The organism is Pantoea sp. X-Soil-YNGN-785 (assembly GCF_059730585.1).
In genome coordinates this window covers 2,102,216-2,119,774 of the sequence record NZ_AP035942.1, presented here as the reverse complement: position 1 = coordinate 2,119,774, position 17,559 = coordinate 2,102,216, and the positions used below count along the sequence as shown (strand labels likewise).

Below are 17,559 nucleotides of genomic sequence, written 5' to 3'. Positions count from 1 at the left end.
CGACGAAGGCGGCCTGACGCAGGTTTGTGCCAGAGGCTGACGTTGTTTCACCCTCCGTTAACGCTATCGAAAAACACTTACCCTCTGAGTCACCCTTCAGCTTAACCGATTTAACCCGGGGATTGTCTGGTTCCTGTGAAGAGATGTCGGTAAGCGCTGGCTGGTTTTGGGCACAAAAAAGCCCGCGTTACGCAGGCATGAATTGCATCAAAAAAGGAAAATCGTAGCATCAGCAAAGGCTGATTCGCACACCATACAGTGTTACTGTGCGATTGATAGTGACAAAAGATTTAATAGCGAAGCGTAAGCACGTTATGGTGGCGGGAGCTGAAAAAGGCCCGCCCGGACCAGGTCAGCTGAATGAACCTGATTGCTTACTTGCCATCAGCCCATCGGGTAATCTGATTATCGATTTTGTCATCAAGATAATGCGTAACCCTGAATGAGCCCGCCTTGAGTAACAGGGCAATACATGCTGCAAAAACCAGTACAAGTAACACTCTGCTGAGACTCATAATCTTTTCCCTGATGAATAACCTGTGGTCTTTATACCAGAATTTGTAAAGTCTGGTCGCGATAGTCAGAATCCTGCGGTGTCCCTGGAAATACAAACAGAAAGCCGTCCCGGCCAATACGGCTCCATCATTGCGCCAGACGCATAAGCCATTGAAGCTTTAAGGAATTGCCAGAAAGGCAACAGGATGTGCTTCTTCGCGTTCCTGTGCGAGGTCAGCATCATCCATAATTTCATAGCCTCATCCAGGTTGAAAGTCATTTAACAGCCCAAATTCATACCGGCATGTTTTGAATAACTTTCCCGCGGCGCATAAGCCCTACCGGAGGGCATACCATTCCTTGTGTTTCAGCGGATTCATTGCCGCACCAATCACATCAGAAATCACATTCACCAGAATCACCAGCCCGCCAATTACCATCACACCGGCTGAGATCGCGGCATAATCCTGCTGACGAATCGCGTTAATCAGCCAGCGGCCCAGACCCGGCCAGTTAAAGACCATTTCGGTGATCATGGCCAGCGTCAGCATGGTGGAGAACTGTAGGCCCAGACGCGGGATGACCGGCGGCAGCGCGTTGTGCAATACGTGGCGACGGATCACCGTGAAGCGCGAAAGACCGCGTGTGGCCGCCGCTTTGACATAGTTTTTATCCATCACGTCGCTGGTGCTGTTGCGCAGCAGGCGGATCACTTCTGTCGTCGGGGCCATCGCCAGCACCAGCACCGGCAGAATAAGGTGGGACAGGGCGCTGATAATCATCTCATGCCGCCATTGCGAAGGACTTAGCCAGGCGTCAATCAGCGCAAAGCCGGAGATATTCTGCACCGGATAGAGCAGGTCATGACGTCCCGATACCGGCAGCCAGCCCAGGGTCAGCGAAAAGAACAGCGTCAGCAGCAGCGCCAGCCAGAAGATGGGCGCAGAGAAGCCGACCAGTGCCAGCGCACTGATGGTTTTATCCTGCCATTTATTGCGCATCACACCGGCGCAGATCCCCAGCGGAATACCTACCAGCAGCGCAAACAGAAACGCAAGGATACAGAGCTCCATGGTAGCCGGGAAAACCTCACGCAGCTGTAGCCCAATCTCCTGACCGTTAGTGCTGGAGACGCCAAAATCAAACTGCAGCATCCCTTTGAACCAGAACCACCAGGCATCGGAGAGCGCAGCGCCTTCCAGCGGGGCATTAGGGGTAAAGTAGCTCAGGCTGAAGCTGACCAGCGAGAGCAGAAACAGGGTAATGAGCAGCAGCAGCAGACGGCGCAAAATATAGATAATCACTTACTTACCCTCATCAGCTTCACGATAAACCCCGGCAAACGAGGCGTTGCCAAACGGACTCAGTACCAGCCCTTTGATGTCATGACGAAATGCCTGCAGTCGCAGAGAGGAGGCCAGCGGTAACACCGGTAACTCCTGTGCCAGAATCTGCTGCGCTTTGTCATAACTGTCGATGCGGCCAGAGAGTTGTTGTGATAGCAGAGCATTCTGCAGCGTTTCGTCAAAGGCCGGAGAGCACCAGTGCGCGTAATTGGTCTGCGAGCGAATCGCCGCACAGCTGAGCAGCGGGCGGAAGAAGCTGTCCGGATCGTTACTGTCGGTGGCCCAGCCTGACAACGTCAGATCATGGTTCATCGCCATCAGCTGCGCCTCCTGAAAACGGCCCTCGACCGGCACAATGGTCAGCCGGACACCAACCTGCGCCAGATCCGCCTGTAACAGTTCGGCGGTTTTCAGTGGGCTGGGATTCCACGACTGCGAGGCGGCAGGCACAACCAGCCGCAGATGCAGATCGCTGATGCCGAGTGCGGCAAGCGCGGCGCGTGACTTCTCAGGATCGTAGCCGGTAATGCGCGAATCATTGTCATAAGCCCAGGACGCGCGCGGTAATATCGAAGCGGCCGTTTCGGCAGTGCCGTAGTAGATCGACTCCATCAACCGCTCATTGTTGATGGCCAGCGCCAGCGCATGCCGGACTTCAGGCCGGTCGAGTGGAGGCTTACGGGTATTAAAAGCCAGATAAGCAATGTTCATACCGGGACGCAGTGTCATCCGCAGGCGCGGGTCATCACGCAGTATGCTGAGCTGGCTTGCCGCGGGGTAGGCCAGTACGTCGCATTCACCGGTCAATAGTTTGGAAAGGCGACCGGTTCCGCCGGAACCAAGATCGATCACCGCCTGTTGCAGACGCGGCACCCCACGCCAGTAGTGTGGATTGCGCGCCAGACGGATGTACTGACCGGTGCGATATTCGCTGAGCTGATAAGGACCGGTGCCCACCGGCTGACGATCCATCTCTTCCTGACGGCCCTGAGCGGTGAGCTGGTCGGCATACTCTTTCGACAGTACCGGCGCATAGTGGGTCGCCATATGCCACAGGAACGAGGCGTCCGGGCTGTTCAGCCTGAACTCAACCGTCCTGTTGTCAATCTTTTTAACACTCTGGACGGAATCGGCAAATTGCAGACTATCAAAGTAGGGGTAGTTACCGCCGTTGACGTTATGCCAGGGATGATGACGGTCAAACATCCTTGCGAAGCTGAATACCACATCGTCGGCGTTTAGTGCGCGGGTAGGGCGAAACTGGTTAGTCTGCTGGAACTGGACGCCGCTGCGCAGATGAAAGCGATACGTCGCGCCGTTATCGCGTACTTCCCAGCTCGACGCCAGATCGGGCTTGAGACGATAGGTATAGGGATCGACATCCAGCAAGCGGTCATATAACTGTGCCGCCAGCGTATCGACAGTCAGCCCGCTGCTGGCCATCTGCGGATTAAACGTGTTCAGCGTGCCGCTGACGCAATAGACAAAGCCGGTCTGGCGGATATCACCCGCAGGCGCTGACCACGCAGGCGAACTCAACGCGCTGAGACTGAGCAACAGCGAACATAGTAGTTTTGACATAGAACTCAACGATTTTGAGGCATTAACCAGAGTGTATCGCAAAGCAGGCATAGTCCCAAAACCTGCAACCACTGCCAGCCTGATTTTCGTCATCGCAACTTAAAATGAGCGCACAAATGATGTGGTGATGAGAAAAGTTCTCAATAACTGCTTTACAGATGATAATAAGAATGATTATTATTCACCTGCACTTCGACGGTGGCTCTGCCGAAGAAGAGCACGACATTGCTCACATTGCTTCCAGTATTGTTGCCCGCCTTAATGGCGGGCTTTTTTTTGGCTTTTGCAGTTGAACGGTCAGGTCTGAAGGGCAGGATCGCCTTTGAGTGAGCAGCTGAATTCATTGCGATTTTGCGTGGAATGCACGTCTCTGGAAAAGAGAGTAAAAGACGGTGCTATCTGTAAAGCCTCGCAATAACGTGCGGGAGACCTGCATAAAACCGGACTTAACTATTACAGAAACGCAGTTACTATATGCACAACTTCAGCTCAACCAACTCCTGACAATGAATAAATTCCAGAAAAATGCTCAGGTTTTCCATTATGCATCCTTTCGTTATCTCTTTTTAGGACGTCTGTTCACCGTACTGGGCAATGGAATCGCACCCATTGCGCTGGCTTTTGCGGTGCTGGATATTGGCGGCTCTGCCTCAGATTTAGGCGTAGTGGTTGCATCCCGTTCCCTGTTCAACGTGCTGTTTCTGCTGGTGGGGGGTGTCGTTGCTGACCGCTATTCACGCAGTCGGGTGTTAGTTGTATCGGCGCTGGTTGCCGCTGTTTCTCAGGCTATCGTTGCGTGGTCTGTGCTTGATGGTTCAGCCACGGTACTGAGCCTCACCTTGCTGGGTGCTCTGAATGGCGCGGCAGCGGGGATTGCTTTGCCTGCTTCGTCTGCGTTGGTTCCGCAGGTCGTGCCTGCAAAGCACCTGCGTCAGGCTAATGCATTAATTCAGCTCGGTGTTTATGGTGGCACCGTGATGGGGGCGTCGATGGGAGGCGTGATCACCAGCGCTGTCGGGCCGGGCTGGGGACTGGCGATTGATGCGCTGGGCTTTGCGGCTTCCGCGCCGCTTTATTTTCTTATGCGCGTCAACCCGAATAATGCCGGGACGACGCAAGGCAATATCCTGAGCGATATCAAAGAAGGCTGGGTAGAGTTTGCCGGGCGAAGCTGGATTTGGTCGATAGTCCTTCAGTTCGCCATTATCAACGTCGCGTTCAATGGGATTGTGGAGGTCTATGGCCCGATGATTGCCGACGCCTCTTTCGGGCGGGCGCAGTGGGGAATTATTGTGGCTGCACATAGCGTGGGTTTAATTGCGGGTTCATTTCTGGCTATGAAATGGCATCCTCGTCGCGATCTCTTGATTGGCGCGATGCTGGCGGGTCTATGCGCACTCCCAATATTTATGCTGAGCCAGAATATGCCAGCAGCAGGGCTGATTGTGGGTTTCTTAATTGCTGGCGTTTCATTAGGCCTATTCGGCGTAACCTGGGCGCATTCATTACAGACTCACATTCCGGCGGATAAACTGGCACGCGTGTACGCTTACGATGCGATGGGCTCTTTTATTGCCATTCCCTTTGGACAACTGGTTGCGGGGCCGCTGGCGGCACAATATGGCATAGAGCGTGTCTTACTGATGTCAGCACTGGCGATTGTCATTGTTACCGCTGCCGTCGGATGGGTTCCCGCCCTCAGGCAACCTGAACGAATGGGAACTAAGCCGTACAACATGTGATAGCAATTTTATTCATGACAAAGCAGCAGGGAATCAGCTTTTCATTTCTCTGGAAGGTAAGAAACCTTGCCAACAATCGCCTGCCTCGTTGAGATAATTCTTCATGAGGCAGGGTGAGCATTCATCGGCGGGGGCGAATCAAATTTCCGCTTTTATATCGTGCTTTTTCATCATCGCGCGCAGCTGATGGTAAGTAACGCCTAATAATCCGGCGGCGCGGCGCTGGTTGTAACGAGCCTGGTGCAGGCTGGCATCGACCAGCTCCCGCTCCTGCTGGTTCTGCCATTGACGCAGATCCAGCGGCAGGGCAGGCAGGCCGCTGCTCTCTGTCTCCTGACTGGAGCGCGGGAGCACAACCGGTTCAGAGCGTGAAGCGAACGGATTAATAATGACATTATCCAGCGGCAGCTCGCTGCTGTTGTGACGATAGACGGAGCGCTCAACCACGTTTTTTAGCTCGCGAACATTGCCGGGCCAGTGATAATCAAGCAGGGCTTGCTGCGCTTTAGCGGTAAAGCCGGGAAACAGCAACAGGCCAAGCTCGCGGCACATCTGAATCGCAAAATGCTCGGCCATCACCAGAATATCACTGCGGCGTTCGCGCAGTGGCGGCAACTGCACCACATCAAAGGCAAGACGATCCAGCAAATCGGCGCGGAATTTGCCTGCCGCTGCCAGGGCGGGCAAATCTTCGTTGGTGGCGCAGACCAGCCGTACGTTAACCTGCAGGGCATGATTGCCGCCCACGCGCTCGAGCTGCCCGTACTCAATTACCCTGAGCAGTTTTTCCTGCACCAGCATCGGTGCGGTTGCCAGCTCATCCAGAAACAGCGTACCGCCGTCAGCACGCTCAAAACGTCCCAGATGGCGCTTCTGTGCGCCGGTAAAGGCGCCGGCTTCATGACCAAACAGCTCAGAGTCGAGCAGATTTTCATTCAGCGCGGCGCAGTTCAGCGAAATAAACGGTCCCTGCCAGCGGTCAGAGAGATAGTGTAGCCGGCTCGCGATCAGCTCTTTACCCGTGCCGCGTTCGCCAATCACCATCACCGGTTTCTCAAGGGGAGCCAGTTTTGAAACCTGCTCCAGTACCTCCAGAAAATTATTAGACTCACCCAGCAGATTATCATTCGTGCCTGTCATGATGAATTTCGCTACCCCTTAATCATTTTGACTATCTTAAAACATGACGAAAAGCCTGTAAAATTTAAAATGTGATTTAAATCAAAAAGATATAAAGTTGGCACGCATATTGTATTAATCAGGCAGGACATCACGTTTTAAAACATTAAAAAGAGGAACATCATCATGGGTATTTTTTCTCGTTTCGCTGACATCGTAAATGCCAACATTAATTCCCTGCTGGAGCGCGCAGAAGATCCACAAAAACTGGTCCGCCTGATGATTCAGGAAATGGAAGACACCTTAGTTGAAGTACGCTCTACCTCCGCGCGGTCGCTGGCTGAAAAGAAACAGCTGTCACGCCGTATTGAGCAGGCCGAGCTGCAGCAGGCTGACTGGCAGGAAAAAGCGGAGCTGGCGCTGCGCAAAGACAAAGATGATCTGGCCCGTTCGGCGCTGATTGAAAAACAGAAACTCACCGACCTGATCGCCTCCCTGAAACAGGAAGTGGGCCAGGTTGAAGAGACGCTGGAACGCATGAAAGGCGAAATCAGCGAGCTGGAGAAAAAACTGACCGAAACACGTGCCCGTCAGCAGGCGTTAACCCTGCGTCATCAGGCGGCTTCTTCATCACGCGATGTGCGTCGTCAGCTCGACAGCGGCAAAATCGACGAAGCGATGGCCCGGTTTGAATCTTTTGAACGTCGCATTGACCATATGGAAGCGGAAGCTGAAAGCCACGGTTTTGGTAAACCGAAAACCCTGGACCAGCAGTTTACTGACCTGAAAGCGGATGATGAAATCAGCCAGCAGCTTAATGCGCTGAAAGCCAAAATGAACCGCAGTGAGTAATCATCGACGTTGCGATAAGTGATTAAGGAGAGTCAATGAGCGCACTTTTTCTCGCCATACCGCTAACGATCTTCGTGCTGTTTGTTGCACCGATCTGGTTATGGCTGCATTACAGCAACAAACGCAACGGCGGTTCGGAACTGTCGCAAAGCGAAATCCAGCGGCTGCAGCGCGTCACGCAGGATGCGCAGCGGATGCGTGAACGTATTGATGCGCTGGAAGCGATTCTGGACGCTGAGCATCCCAACTGGAGGCAGCCATGATGAAAGGTCGTAAGTTATGGCGCAAGCCTGATGAAGGCAAGCTGATGGGCGTCTGCGCGGGTCTGGCGGAGTATCTCGACATCCCGGTTCGCCTGCTGCGGGTTATTGTGGTGTTATCGCTGTTCTTTGGACTGTTTGTCTTTACGGTGATCGCCTATTTCGTGCTGGGTTTTGTGCTGGATGAGAAGCCTGCCAACGCCAGTGACGGCGAACGCCAGCCAACCGCCAGCGAGTTGCTGGATCAGCTGGAGAGCACCCTGCAACGGGATGAGCGCAACGTGCGCGACCTGGAGCGCTATGTTACGTCTGAAACCTTCAGCGTGCGCAGCCGCTTCCGCCAGATTTAATTCTGCTATTGCCGGGCCTGTTTCAGGCCCGAACGCTGGCTCAATGGAGGTTTAATGTCTTTTTCGCGATCCACTGCTTTTCGTCACCGCGCGGCACCTGCATTGAAGTCGGCGGCTAAATTCATCATTATCAATGCTGTTACCTACGGTCCCGCTGGTGTCACTGGCTGGGCGGTGAAATCGGTAGCGCGACGCCCGTTACGTCTGTTGCTGGCTGTGGCACTGGAGCCACTGCTGAAACGCGTAATGAACCGGGTGGCTTCGCGCTTCATCAGGGAGAACGATGAAAAGACTGCAAACTGAATTAGTGGCGTTGATGAACCGTGGCGTCGATCGCCACCTGCGGCTGGCGGTAACCGGCTTAAGCCGCAGCGGTAAAACCGCCTTTATAACCTCACTGGTTAATCAGCTTTTAACGGTTCACAGCGGCGCACGTTTGCCGCTGTTTTCCGTTGTGCGGGATGAACGCCTGTTGGGGGTAAAACGGGTGCCACAGCGTGACATGGGCACGGCGCGTTTTACCTACGACGAAGGCCTGGCTCAGCTCTACAGCACGCCGCCTGCCTGGCCCACGCCAACCCGCGGCGTCAGCGAAATGCGTCTGGCGCTGCGCTACCGGCCCAATGATTCCCTGTTGCGCCACCTGAAAGAGACGGCGACGCTCTATCTTGAGATTGTCGACTATCCTGGCGAATGGCTGCTTGATCTGCCGATGCTGGCGCAGGACTACCTCGCCTGGTCCCGACAGATGAACGGTCTGCTGCAGGGCGATCGCGCTGAGTGGGCTAAGCTGTGGCGCGCACTCTGTGAAAAACTCGACCCGCTTGCCCCCGCAGATGAAAGCCAGCTGGCGGAAATTGCTGCCGCCTGGACCGACTACCTGCATCGCTGTAAAACGGAAGGCTTACACTTTATTCAGCCCGGCCGCTTCGTGCTGCCCGGTGATATGGCAGGCGCGCCCGCACTGCAGTTCTTCCCCTGGCCGACGTCTGATGAGGCGCAACTGACTAAGCTGGCGCAGGCGGACAAGGGCAGTAACTTCAGCATGCTGCAGCAGCGTTTTAACTACTATTGCCAGCATGTGGTGAAAGGCTTCTATAAGAATCACTTCCTGCGGTTTGATCGCCAGATTGTGCTGGTTGACTGCCTGCAGCCGCTGAATAGCGGTCCCCAGGCGTTTAACGATATGCGGCTGGCACTTACGCAACTGATGCAGAGTTTTCATTACGGTCAGCGCACTCTGTTCCGCAGGCTGTTCTCACCGGTGATCGACAAATTACTGTTTGCCGCTACCAAGGCGGACCACATTACCAGCGATCAGCATGGCAACATGGTCTCCCTGCTGCAGCAACTGGTGCAGGATGCCTGGCAAAACGCGGCGTTTGAAGGCATCAGTATGGACTGCATCGGGCTGGCGTCGGTGCAGGCGACGCAGAGCGGGCTGGTCGATCACCGTGGCGAGAAAATCCCGGCCCTGCGCGGTCATCGTCTGATCGATGGCGAGCCGCTCACCGTCTATCCCGGCGAAGTGCCGCCGCGCCTGCCCGGTAATGCCTTCTGGCAGCAGCAGGGCTTTCAGTTTGAACAGTTCCGGCCGCAGCAGCTCGACGTTGATCGTCCGCTGCCGCATATCCGCATGGATGCCGCGCTGGAATTTTTATTGGGAGATAAATTGCGATGAGCGATCCGCTGAAGCCGCGTATCGATTTTGCCCGTCCGCTGGATGAGAGCAACACGACGCCGCTGCGCCCGGCGCAGACCTTTGAAGCCGAAGCGCAGGCTGCATTTCTGGCGGTGCAGGATGAGGATGCCGCCGTCGAAGAGGAGGGCGCAGGTGAACGGGCGGTGGAAGCCGCGCTGAAGCCAAAGCGCAGTCTGTGGCGCAAAATGGTGACGGCAGGCGCGCTGCTGTTTGGCGTCAGCGTGATTGCACAGGGTGTACAGTGGACGCACGATGCCTGGCTGGCCCGCGACTGGTTTTCGCTGGGCAGCGGCGTGGCAGGTGGCCTGATTGTGCTGGCGGGCGTGGGCGCGCTGACCACCGAGTGGCGTCGCCTCTATCAGTTGCGTCAGCGCGCGGAAGAGCGGGATGTGGGCCGCGAGCTGCTGCACAGTCATGGCATCGGCAAAGGCCGCGCATTCTGCGAAAAGCTGGCGCAGCAGGCGGAGCTGGATCAGGCGCATCCGGCCCTGCAGCGCTGGCATGCCTCGCTGCATGAAACCCACAATGACAGTGAAATCGTTCGCTTATATGCCCAACTGGTGCAGCCAGTGCTGGATCGCCAGGCGCGACGCGAGATCAGCCGTCATGCAGCGGAAGCCACATTGATGATTGCGGTCAGCCCGCTGGCGCTGGTGGATATGGCGTTTATCGCCTGGCGTAATCTGCGGCTGGTCAACCGTATCGCGGCAATCTATGGCATCGAGCTGGGCTACTTCAGCCGCATCCGGCTATTCCGTCTGGTGCTGCTTAATATGGCCTTTGCCGGGGCGTCTGAACTGGTGCGGGAAGTGGGTATGGACTGGATGTCGCAGGATATCGCCGCCCGGCTTTCCACGCGGGCCGCGCAGGGTATTGGTGCAGGTTTATTAACCGCCAGACTGGGTATTAAAGCGATGGAGCTTTGCCGTCCGTTGCCCTGGCTGGAGCAGGATAAGCCAAGGCTCGGCGACTTTCGTCGTGAACTGCTGGGGCAGATGAAAGAGGCGCTGCAGAAGGGCGGCAATAAGTCAGCCTGAATCTCTGTTGGATGATAAAGGCGGCCTGGCCGCCTTTTTTTAGTGTAGCTGGCGCAGGACCTGCCTCGAATCAATAGTCAGGCATTCACCCGGACACGCCGCTTCATCGGTGATCACCGGATTCGCTGGCAGCGTAAAGGCCATTCCGTTTTTCTCCCGGATAAAATGTGCCATTCCGGCGAATGTCCATGACATGCTCAGCCCAAGCCCACCGAAATCATCATATTTTCGTAACGTCGCAACCTTCGGCAAATACTCTCCGGTCAGGCGATAATAGAGTGCGCCATTGAAATCTTTCGGAACCTGCTGAATGATCGCCTGATCGAGCAGGGCAAACTCTTTGCGAGCCGGAACTGAGTAACCGTTGATCAGATGGCTTATCGTCAGCGAGCCAGCCACTATCACCAGCAGCGCATAGAATGGCTTTTTCCATTTTAACTTTTTGCTGATTTCAAACAGGCCGAGAATAAATGCGCTGGTGGTTATCAGCGCACCGGCAATCAATGTCCGGTAAGCGGCCATGCTTTCACTGACTATCAGATTAGGCAGTGCGGCAATCAGCAGTAAGACAAAAATCAGATAAAATTTGTCGTTGCCCGCGGCTTTAATTTTCTTCAGGCCAAAACCAATAATGATCGAAGAGATGATCACCGATACCGTTTTTGCGCCAAGGTCAAAATTGCAGATCACGTTCTTCAGGTATTCGGTAAAAAACCATTTCAGCTTAACCAGGATGTCGTAGCTGAATGCTGAGCGTGGCAGTATATGACCATAAAGCTGGACAGGCAGCACCTTCGAGGCGATTAGCGCTGCAAACATGCCTGCACCCAGCACCATCAGTGAGATGAGCGCCTGTTTCTTATCAATTTTTCGCGCGGAAAAGCAGAGGTGCAGCGCAGCAAAGAAGGTAAAGCTCATCGCAGCCGGTTGATAAAGACAGAATGCGATGGTCAGCAGGCAGAATGCTAACAGGCGGGCGGGGATGCCCGGTTTAATCGACAAACGGTAGCTGGCACCCGCCAGTAAAATCGCAGCGATATAGGGGAAACAGGATGCCCATGCAACGTAAACCTGAAATGAAGGGAGCAGACAAAGCAATAATGCAAAGGTAATTCGCTGAGCCTGATTCTCCAGCAGCCCCTCTTTCTGACACAGGGTATAGATGTAATAACCGGTTAAAATGAGCAGAACAATCGCGACTGAACGCAGCAGTGCCAGCTTTTCTACGCTCTCCACCAGAAATGAGGCGCTGTACTGAATGATCCCATACATTGGCCTGCCGGATAACGTGTCCCAGTTTAAAATACTCAGCCTGTCAAAGTTAGCCCAGTAGAGATTCGTCCAGTCATCGGTATAGGCGTAATGGGTTAGATAAGCGGGGCTGTAAGCAATCAGAAAAACTACCGCAATAAGTAAAAAAACCTTACGACGTGTCAGTCCGGTATCAGTGGCGAACATCATTCATCCTTTTTTAATCTGGCCATCTTCTCTGCGCCTGAACGGGCAGTTTAATCCGTGTTCTGAGGCGGGTTTAGTCTGGTCGTCACGGATTTTCGCAAAATATAGCGAGGCCGGTTTTTGGTTTCTATATAGATGCGGCCAATATATTCACCCAACACGCCAATGCCAATAAGCTGCACCCCACCGAGAAACAGCACCGAAACCAGAATAGAGGGGTAACCCGGCACCGGATTACCAAACAGCAGTTTATCCACGATCATCCAGAGTCCATACAGGAAGGCCAGCGAGGCCACCAGAAAGCCCAGATATGACCAGATGCGTAGCGGAACGGTAGAGAATGAGGTCAGTCCCTCCAGCGCAAGATTCCATAGCTTCCAGCCGCCGAATTTACTGCGGCCTGCGATCCGCTCAGTGCGCACATATTCCACGATGTCCGTCTGTCCGCCGACCCAGCTCAGAATGCCCTTCATAAAGAGATTCTTCTCGGGCAGCAGCTTAATGTTCTCAACCACTTCACGCGACATTAGCCGGAAATCACCGACGTTCTCCTCTATCTGCGGATCGCTGATGCTGTTGTGCAGTTTATAAAACCAGTGCGCTGTTTTACGTTTGAGGTGGCCATCGGCACGCCTGTCAATCCGCCTGGCTAACACGACATCAGCGCCTGCCTGCCATTTACGGATCATGTCGGGAATAATCGTGATCGGATCCTGCAAATCCACATCAATCGGGATCACGGCATCGCCGGTGGCGGCTTCCAGGCCGGCAAACAGCGCCGGTTCCTTGCCGAAATTACGAATAAACGACAGACTGCGCACCAGCGGATCGCGCTGGCTTAGCTGGGATATCAGTTTATAGGTTGCGTCTGTGCTGCCATCATCGATAAAAACAATCTCAACCTGCCACTCTGCCAGCGCTTCATATTTTCTGACCGCATCATAAAAAAGAGGGATAACCTCCTCTTCATTAAATACCGGCACCACCAAAGAGATTTTCATTATTCTCCCTTGAAGACGATAAAGCGGGAAAAAAGAAAGCCACACACCAGGCTGATAGCTGATGAGATGACAAGGGTAATAATCGGATAGAGGCCTAATCGATCGGCCAGATAACCCACGCTGAATGCCATCGCACCCATAAAAACGACGTAAAGAATATAACGCCACGCGGTCGCCTGCTGTTTAAAGGTCCAGCGCGCATTCACAAAGAAAGAGAAGGTGACGGCCATGCAAAATGCAATCAGGTTAGCGGTCGACTGCATGAGACCCAGGCTCAGGGCGATGAAAAAGGTCACCCAGTGAATCAGGGTATTAACCATACCCACAGTCAGATATTTTGCGAAGAAAGTCAGCATTTTATAATCAATTCTAATCAGTTGTGAAAAATATACCCTGGTTAGCCCGCAATCAACAGTCCGCTGCTGACAAAGACTGACATTCAACCGGCAATGACAGTCGACAGCAGGTCCGTACAAAAGTCCACCATATGCGCGGTAACTGTCAACATTTCCTGACAGATACCTTTCTGCAGGTGCGCCACATAGCGTATTATTGTTTTATCTGAACCTGATTAAGGCGAACGCAATGCGTCTGGAAGTGTTCTGTCAGGACCGTATCGGTCTGACGCGTGAACTGCTTGACCTGCTGGTGGCACGCAACATTGATTTACGCGGTATCGAAATTACGGCGCTGGGCCGCATCTACCTGAACTTTTCTGCACTGGAATTTGACGCCTTCAGTAATCTGATGGCGGAAATCCGCCGTACACCCGGCGTAACAGATGTGCGCACGGTGACGTACATGCCCTCTGAACGGGAGCATCGCGCGCTGAGTGCGCTGCTGGTGGCGATGCCGGATCCGGTTTTCTCCATTGACCTGAAAAGCAAGGTTGAGCTGGCCAATCCGGCCGCTCAGAACCTGTTTAATCTCGATGAAGAGAAGATGCGCAACTTTAGCGCCGGTCATCTGATTAATGGCTTTAATTTCCAGCGCTGGCTGGAGAGCGATCGGGTTGAGGCGCAGGCCCAGCATGTCGTCATTGAGGGGCGTGATTTTCTGATGGAAGCGCGTCCTATCTATCTGCCGGGTGAAGAGGGCCAGAGTGACAGGCCGGTTGGGGCGATGGTAATGCTGAAGTCGACAGCCCGCATGGGCCGCCAGTTGCAGAATCTGGTGGTCACCGACGAATCGGAGTTTGACCATATCATTGCCGTCACGCCGAAGATGCGTCAGGTCGTCGATCAGGCGCGCAAACTGGCAATGCTCGATGCGCCGCTGCTGATTGTTGGCGACACCGGCACCGGGAAAGATATGCTGGCACGTGCCTGCCATTTGCGCAGTGCGCGTGGGAAAAATCCTTTCCTGGCGCTGAACTGTGCCTCTCTGCCCGACGACGTGGCGGAAAGCGAGCTGTTTGGACATGCTGCCGGCGCTTATCCGAATGCGCTGGAAGGCAAGAAAGGCTTTTTCGAGCAGGCCAATGGCGGATCGGTTCTGCTGGATGAGATTGGCGAGATGTCGCCAAGAATGCAGACCAAGCTGCTGCGTTTTCTGAATGACGGTACTTTCCGTCGCGTCGGTGAAGAGCATGAAGTGCATGTCAATGTGCGCGTGATCTGCGCCACGCAGAAGAACCTGATTGAACTGGTGCAGCGCGGGGAGTTCCGCGAGGATCTCTTCTACCGTCTCAATGTGCTGACGCTGCAACTGCCACCGTTGCGCGACCGTCCACAGGACATTCTGCCGCTGACCGAGATGTTTGTGGCCCGCTTTGCGGATGAGCAGGGGATGGCGCGTCCGCGTCTCTCGCCACAGCTCAACGCGTTTCTGACCCGCTATGCCTGGCCTGGCAACGTGCGTCAGTTGAAAAACGCGCTGTACAGGGCGTTAACTCAGCTGGAAGGATACGAACTGCGTCCGCAGGATATCGTGTTGCCTGAACAGGCGCTGGATGTGTCACTCGGCGATGAAGCCCTGGAAGGCACACTGGATCAGATCACCAGCCGTTTCGAACGCTCGATTCTGACGCGGCTCTATCTCTCTTATCCCAGCACCCGAAAGCTGGCAAAACGGCTGGGGGTGTCGCACACCGCGATTGCCAATAAGCTGCGGGAATATGGTCTGGGGCAGAAGCGCAACGAAAGCGAATAAGCGGCAAACAGAAGGTGAAAGCGGATAACCGGGTTATCCGCTTTTTTTATTACTTCAGCGCGGCCAGTGCAGCGTCGTAGTCAGGCTCAGTGGTGATTTCATCCACCAGCTGGCTGTAGATCACTTTATCGTTCTCATCCAGCACGATCACCGCACGAGCAGTCAGACCTTCCAGCGCACCATCGGCAATTTCCACGCCATAATCATATTTAAACTCTGAGCCGCGCAGCGTCGACAGGGTGACTACGTTGCTCAGGTTTTCTGCGCCACAGAAACGTGACTGGGCAAACGGCAAATCCGCAGAAATACACAGCACCACCGTATTATTCAGTTCGCTCGCGGCCTGATTGAATTTGCGCACTGATGAAGCACAGACGCCGGTATCAACACTCGGGAAAATGTTCAGAATTTTGCGTTTTCCTGCATACTCAGAGAGCGCAACGTTGACCAGGTTTTTAGCGACCAGCGTGAAAGCTTTGGCTTTATCGCCAGCCTGAGGAAACTGACCAGCAACCGGTACGGCGTTACCCTGAAAATGAACAGTCTGAGACATAGTGATTCCTTTTGATGAGAAAAAATATCCAATACAAAACGGCTAAAGATAGCCGTTGTTTATGACATAAATGTTAAGGGTTTACGAGTTCAATTGTTGAATTTAACGTGGCGGTCTGCCACTGCATCCTGCATTGTGGAGTGGAAATGAGAACGGTAAAAAGTTATCCCGAAGCCTGGCCATTGCATACGCCGTTTGTCATTGCCCGTGGAACGCGAACCGAAGTCAAAGTGGTGGTGGTTGAAATTGAGGAAGACGGCGTCAAAGGCGTCGGAGAAGCGACGCCTTATGCGCGCTACGGTGAAAGCGAAGCCTCGGTGCTGGCGCAAATCGCCACGCTGCTGCCCGCGCTGCAACAGGGCATGACGCGCGAAGCGCTGCAACAGGCGCTGCCTGCTGGTGCTGCACGCAACGCGATTGACAGCGCCCTGTGGGATTTAGCCGCACATCAGCAGCAGAGCAGCCTCTGGCAGCTTAGCGGCGTTAGCGCGCCTGAGGATGTGGTCACCGCACAGACCGTCAGTATCGATACTCCGGAGGCGATGGCCAGCAGCGCACTGGCGCTGTGGCAGCATGGTGCAACGCTGCTGAAGGTTAAGCTGGACGATAATTTCATCACCGAACGGCTGATGGCGATCCGCGCCGCCGTGCCGGACGCGACGCTGATTGTAGATGCGAATGAGTCATGGCACGCCGAAGGCCTGGCGGCACGCTGTCAGCTGCTGGCCGATATCAATGTGGCGATGCTCGAGCAGCCTCTGCCCGCGGATGAGGATGCGGCACTGGAGAACTTTATCCATCCGTTACCGATCTGCGCGGATGAGAGCTGTCATACCCGCGAAAGCCTGGTGGCACTACGAGGCCGCTATGAGATGGTCAACATTAAGCTGGATAAAACGGGCGGGCTGACCGAGGCGCTGGCGCTGGCCGATGCGGCTCAGCAGCAGGGTTTTACGGTGATGCTGGGCTGCATGCTTTGTACCTCGCGGGCGATACGCGCTGCGCTGCCGCTGGTGCCGCAGACCCGCTTCGCCGATCTCGACGGGCCAACCTGGCTGGCGGTCGATGCAGAACCGGCGATCAACGTGCGCAACGGTCAGCTGATTATTGCTGCCAGCGCAGCAGGTTGACCATCATCTCAAGGTAAGTCTCTGTGGCTTCATCCACAGAAATCACCGGCATTTCAGCGGTGACGCAGGGCAGACTGAGATCGTGACACCAGCTGCCGAATGAGCCTGGCGTGTCATAGCCGACGCTGCTGACGCGGGGAAGGCCGGTGTGGCTGGCCAGCCAGCCGCCAATCTCCACCTGATGCGGATCGTCAATGCAGCCCAGCGGTTCATGCCATGAGACGATCCAGCGCGGCTTAAGCTGATGAATCAGGGCACAGAGCGCCTGGGTTTCCGGTTCAGAGCCCGGATGCGTGCCGGTTGAGAGCGCCACATCACGCGCATCGGCCGCGCTGTTCCAGCGATACACCGTCTCGCCTGACTGCCAGTTTGCTGCCGGGAAGTTACGGTTGAGATCGACGCCATTTGCGTTAGCGCGCAGCCCAAGCTGACAGCCATCCGGATTCACCGCTAATACCACATGGTGCCGACGCATGCCGTCGGGCAGCGTGCGTAATGCGGCGGAGAGCGTCGCGATGGCCGCATTCTCATCACCATGGGTGCCGGCCAGGATCAGACCGCTGTCGGGATCGCCGAGCGGAGCCGGAAACCACAGCAGCGGTGCGCCCAGCACAGAGCGGCCATACTGCTGATAGGGAACGTCAAGTTTGCCCCGCAGGGGTCGCGGATGGAGTGGTGACATACTCATTTCCTCAAAGGGTTTTACTCAAAGTAGCGGAAAAGCCGTGCGCGGAAAATAGCTATTTATCTGTCAGCCATTTGCGCTAAAGTGCCCTGCACAA

19 protein-coding genes are annotated in these 17,559 nt (G+C 54.8%); 9 read left to right on the top strand and 10 right to left on the bottom strand.

Annotation, left to right across the window (positions count from 1 at the left end; translation table 11 throughout):
* Nucleotides 1-580: 580 nt before the first annotated feature.
* The 4 genes from AC6I8E_RS09875 to AC6I8E_RS09860 all read right to left on the bottom strand — a co-directional run bounded on the left by AC6I8E_RS09875 (nucleotide 581) and on the right by AC6I8E_RS09860 (nucleotide 3,766).
* On the bottom strand, nucleotides 581-751 hold the full coding sequence (locus tag AC6I8E_RS09875) for a hypothetical protein (RefSeq protein ID WP_156105692.1): 171 nt from the start codon (nucleotides 749-751) through the stop codon (nucleotides 581-583).
* A gap of 82 nt (nucleotides 752-833) precedes the next feature.
* Nucleotides 834-1,799, bottom strand: a complete 966-nt coding sequence (gene sapB, locus AC6I8E_RS09870) for a putrescine export ABC transporter permease SapB (RefSeq protein ID WP_033783219.1) — start codon at nucleotides 1,797-1,799, stop codon at nucleotides 834-836.
* On the bottom strand, nucleotides 1,800-3,422 hold the full coding sequence (sapA, locus tag AC6I8E_RS09865; RefSeq protein ID WP_033783217.1) for an ABC transporter substrate-binding protein SapA: 1,623 nt from the start codon (nucleotides 3,420-3,422) through the stop codon (nucleotides 1,800-1,802). It abuts the gene before it with no gap.
* Nucleotides 3,423-3,574: 152 nt separating this feature from the next.
* Nucleotides 3,575-3,766, bottom strand: coding sequence for a hypothetical protein (locus tag AC6I8E_RS09860; protein ID WP_033783215.1), 192 nt, complete (start codon nucleotides 3,764-3,766; stop codon nucleotides 3,575-3,577).
* 162 nt (nucleotides 3,767-3,928) lie between these two features.
* Here AC6I8E_RS09860 and AC6I8E_RS09855 point away from each other — a divergent pair, with 162 nt between their 5' ends.
* Nucleotides 3,929-5,164 (top strand): MFS transporter, encoded by a 1,236-nt coding sequence (locus tag AC6I8E_RS09855; protein ID WP_497824701.1) that lies wholly within the window; start codon nucleotides 3,929-3,931, stop codon nucleotides 5,162-5,164.
* 138 nt (nucleotides 5,165-5,302) lie between these two features.
* Here the strand turns inward: AC6I8E_RS09855 and pspF are convergent, their stop codons facing one another.
* Nucleotides 5,303-6,304 (bottom strand): phage shock protein operon transcriptional activator, encoded by a 1,002-nt coding sequence (gene pspF, locus AC6I8E_RS09850; RefSeq protein WP_195858049.1) that lies wholly within the window; start codon nucleotides 6,302-6,304, stop codon nucleotides 5,303-5,305.
* 165 nt (nucleotides 6,305-6,469) lie between these two features.
* Here pspF and pspA point away from each other — a divergent pair, with 165 nt between their 5' ends.
* From pspA to AC6I8E_RS09820, 6 genes are read left to right on the top strand one after another with little or no spacing between them, the layout of a single operon-like run.
* On the top strand, nucleotides 6,470-7,135 hold the full coding sequence (gene pspA, locus AC6I8E_RS09845; protein WP_013357983.1) for a phage shock protein PspA: 666 nt from the start codon (nucleotides 6,470-6,472) through the stop codon (nucleotides 7,133-7,135).
* A 35-nt stretch (nucleotides 7,136-7,170) separates the two neighbouring features.
* Nucleotides 7,171-7,398: an envelope stress response membrane protein PspB gene (pspB, locus tag AC6I8E_RS09840; RefSeq protein WP_013357982.1), complete on the top strand. Its 228-nt coding sequence runs from the start codon at nucleotides 7,171-7,173 to the stop codon at nucleotides 7,396-7,398.
* The gene (pspC, locus tag AC6I8E_RS09835; RefSeq protein ID WP_013357981.1) at nucleotides 7,395-7,745 is read left to right on the top strand and encodes an envelope stress response membrane protein PspC; all 351 of its coding nucleotides are present in this window, start codon (nucleotides 7,395-7,397) and stop codon (nucleotides 7,743-7,745) included. The genes pspB and pspC overlap by 4 nt, the downstream gene beginning before the upstream one ends.
* 54 nt (nucleotides 7,746-7,799) lie before the next feature.
* Nucleotides 7,800-8,048, top strand: coding sequence for a phage shock protein PspD (gene pspD, locus AC6I8E_RS09830; protein WP_003853796.1), 249 nt, complete (start codon nucleotides 7,800-7,802; stop codon nucleotides 8,046-8,048).
* Nucleotides 8,029-9,426, top strand: coding sequence for a YcjX family GTP-binding protein (locus AC6I8E_RS09825; RefSeq protein WP_497823933.1), 1,398 nt, complete (start codon nucleotides 8,029-8,031; stop codon nucleotides 9,424-9,426). Before pspD ends, AC6I8E_RS09825 begins: the two co-directional genes overlap by 20 nt.
* Complete coding sequence (locus tag AC6I8E_RS09820) at nucleotides 9,423-10,484, top strand: YcjF family protein (protein WP_195858051.1); 1,062 nt, start codon at nucleotides 9,423-9,425, stop codon at nucleotides 10,482-10,484. The genes AC6I8E_RS09825 and AC6I8E_RS09820 overlap by 4 nt, the downstream gene beginning before the upstream one ends.
* A 39-nt stretch (nucleotides 10,485-10,523) precedes the next feature.
* Here AC6I8E_RS09820 and AC6I8E_RS09815 read toward each other — a convergent pair whose 3' ends face one another.
* Genes AC6I8E_RS09815 through AC6I8E_RS09805 form a run of 3 tightly spaced genes read right to left on the bottom strand, consistent with a single transcriptional unit; the run spans nucleotide 10,524 to nucleotide 13,299 of the window.
* Nucleotides 10,524-11,945: a hypothetical protein gene (locus AC6I8E_RS09815; RefSeq protein WP_497823932.1), complete on the bottom strand. Its 1,422-nt coding sequence runs from the start codon at nucleotides 11,943-11,945 to the stop codon at nucleotides 10,524-10,526.
* A gap of 47 nt (nucleotides 11,946-11,992) precedes the next feature.
* On the bottom strand, nucleotides 11,993-12,943 hold the full coding sequence (locus AC6I8E_RS09810; protein ID WP_013357977.1) for a glycosyltransferase family 2 protein: 951 nt from the start codon (nucleotides 12,941-12,943) through the stop codon (nucleotides 11,993-11,995).
* Entirely contained in the window at nucleotides 12,943-13,299 is a 357-nt protein-coding gene (locus tag AC6I8E_RS09805) for a GtrA family protein (protein ID WP_033783203.1), read from the bottom strand. The genes AC6I8E_RS09810 and AC6I8E_RS09805 overlap by 1 nt, the downstream gene beginning before the upstream one ends.
* A 229-nt stretch (nucleotides 13,300-13,528) precedes the next feature.
* Between AC6I8E_RS09805 and tyrR the strand changes: the two genes are divergently transcribed.
* Nucleotides 13,529-15,094 carry a transcriptional regulator TyrR gene (tyrR, locus tag AC6I8E_RS09800; RefSeq protein ID WP_013357975.1) on the top strand — a complete coding sequence of 522 codons (1,566 nt, stop codon included), beginning with the start codon at nucleotides 13,529-13,531 and terminating at the stop codon, nucleotides 15,092-15,094.
* A gap of 49 nt (nucleotides 15,095-15,143) precedes the next feature.
* Here tyrR and tpx read toward each other — a convergent pair whose 3' ends face one another.
* Entirely contained in the window at nucleotides 15,144-15,647 is a 504-nt protein-coding gene (tpx, locus tag AC6I8E_RS09795) for a thiol peroxidase (RefSeq protein WP_013357974.1), read from the bottom strand.
* Nucleotides 15,648-15,793: 146 nt separating this feature from the next.
* On the opposite strand from tpx, the gene ycjG reads away from it, so the two are divergent.
* Nucleotides 15,794-16,777: an L-Ala-D/L-Glu epimerase gene (gene ycjG, locus AC6I8E_RS09790; RefSeq protein WP_497823931.1), complete on the top strand. Its 984-nt coding sequence runs from the start codon at nucleotides 15,794-15,796 to the stop codon at nucleotides 16,775-16,777.
* On the opposite strand, the gene mpaA is transcribed toward ycjG, so the two are convergent.
* Nucleotides 16,752-17,459 carry a murein tripeptide amidase MpaA gene (mpaA, locus tag AC6I8E_RS09785; protein ID WP_033783201.1) on the bottom strand — a complete coding sequence of 236 codons (708 nt, stop codon included), beginning with the start codon at nucleotides 17,457-17,459 and terminating at the stop codon, nucleotides 16,752-16,754. The genes ycjG and mpaA overlap by 26 nt on opposite strands.
* Nucleotides 17,460-17,559 lie beyond the last annotated feature (100 nt).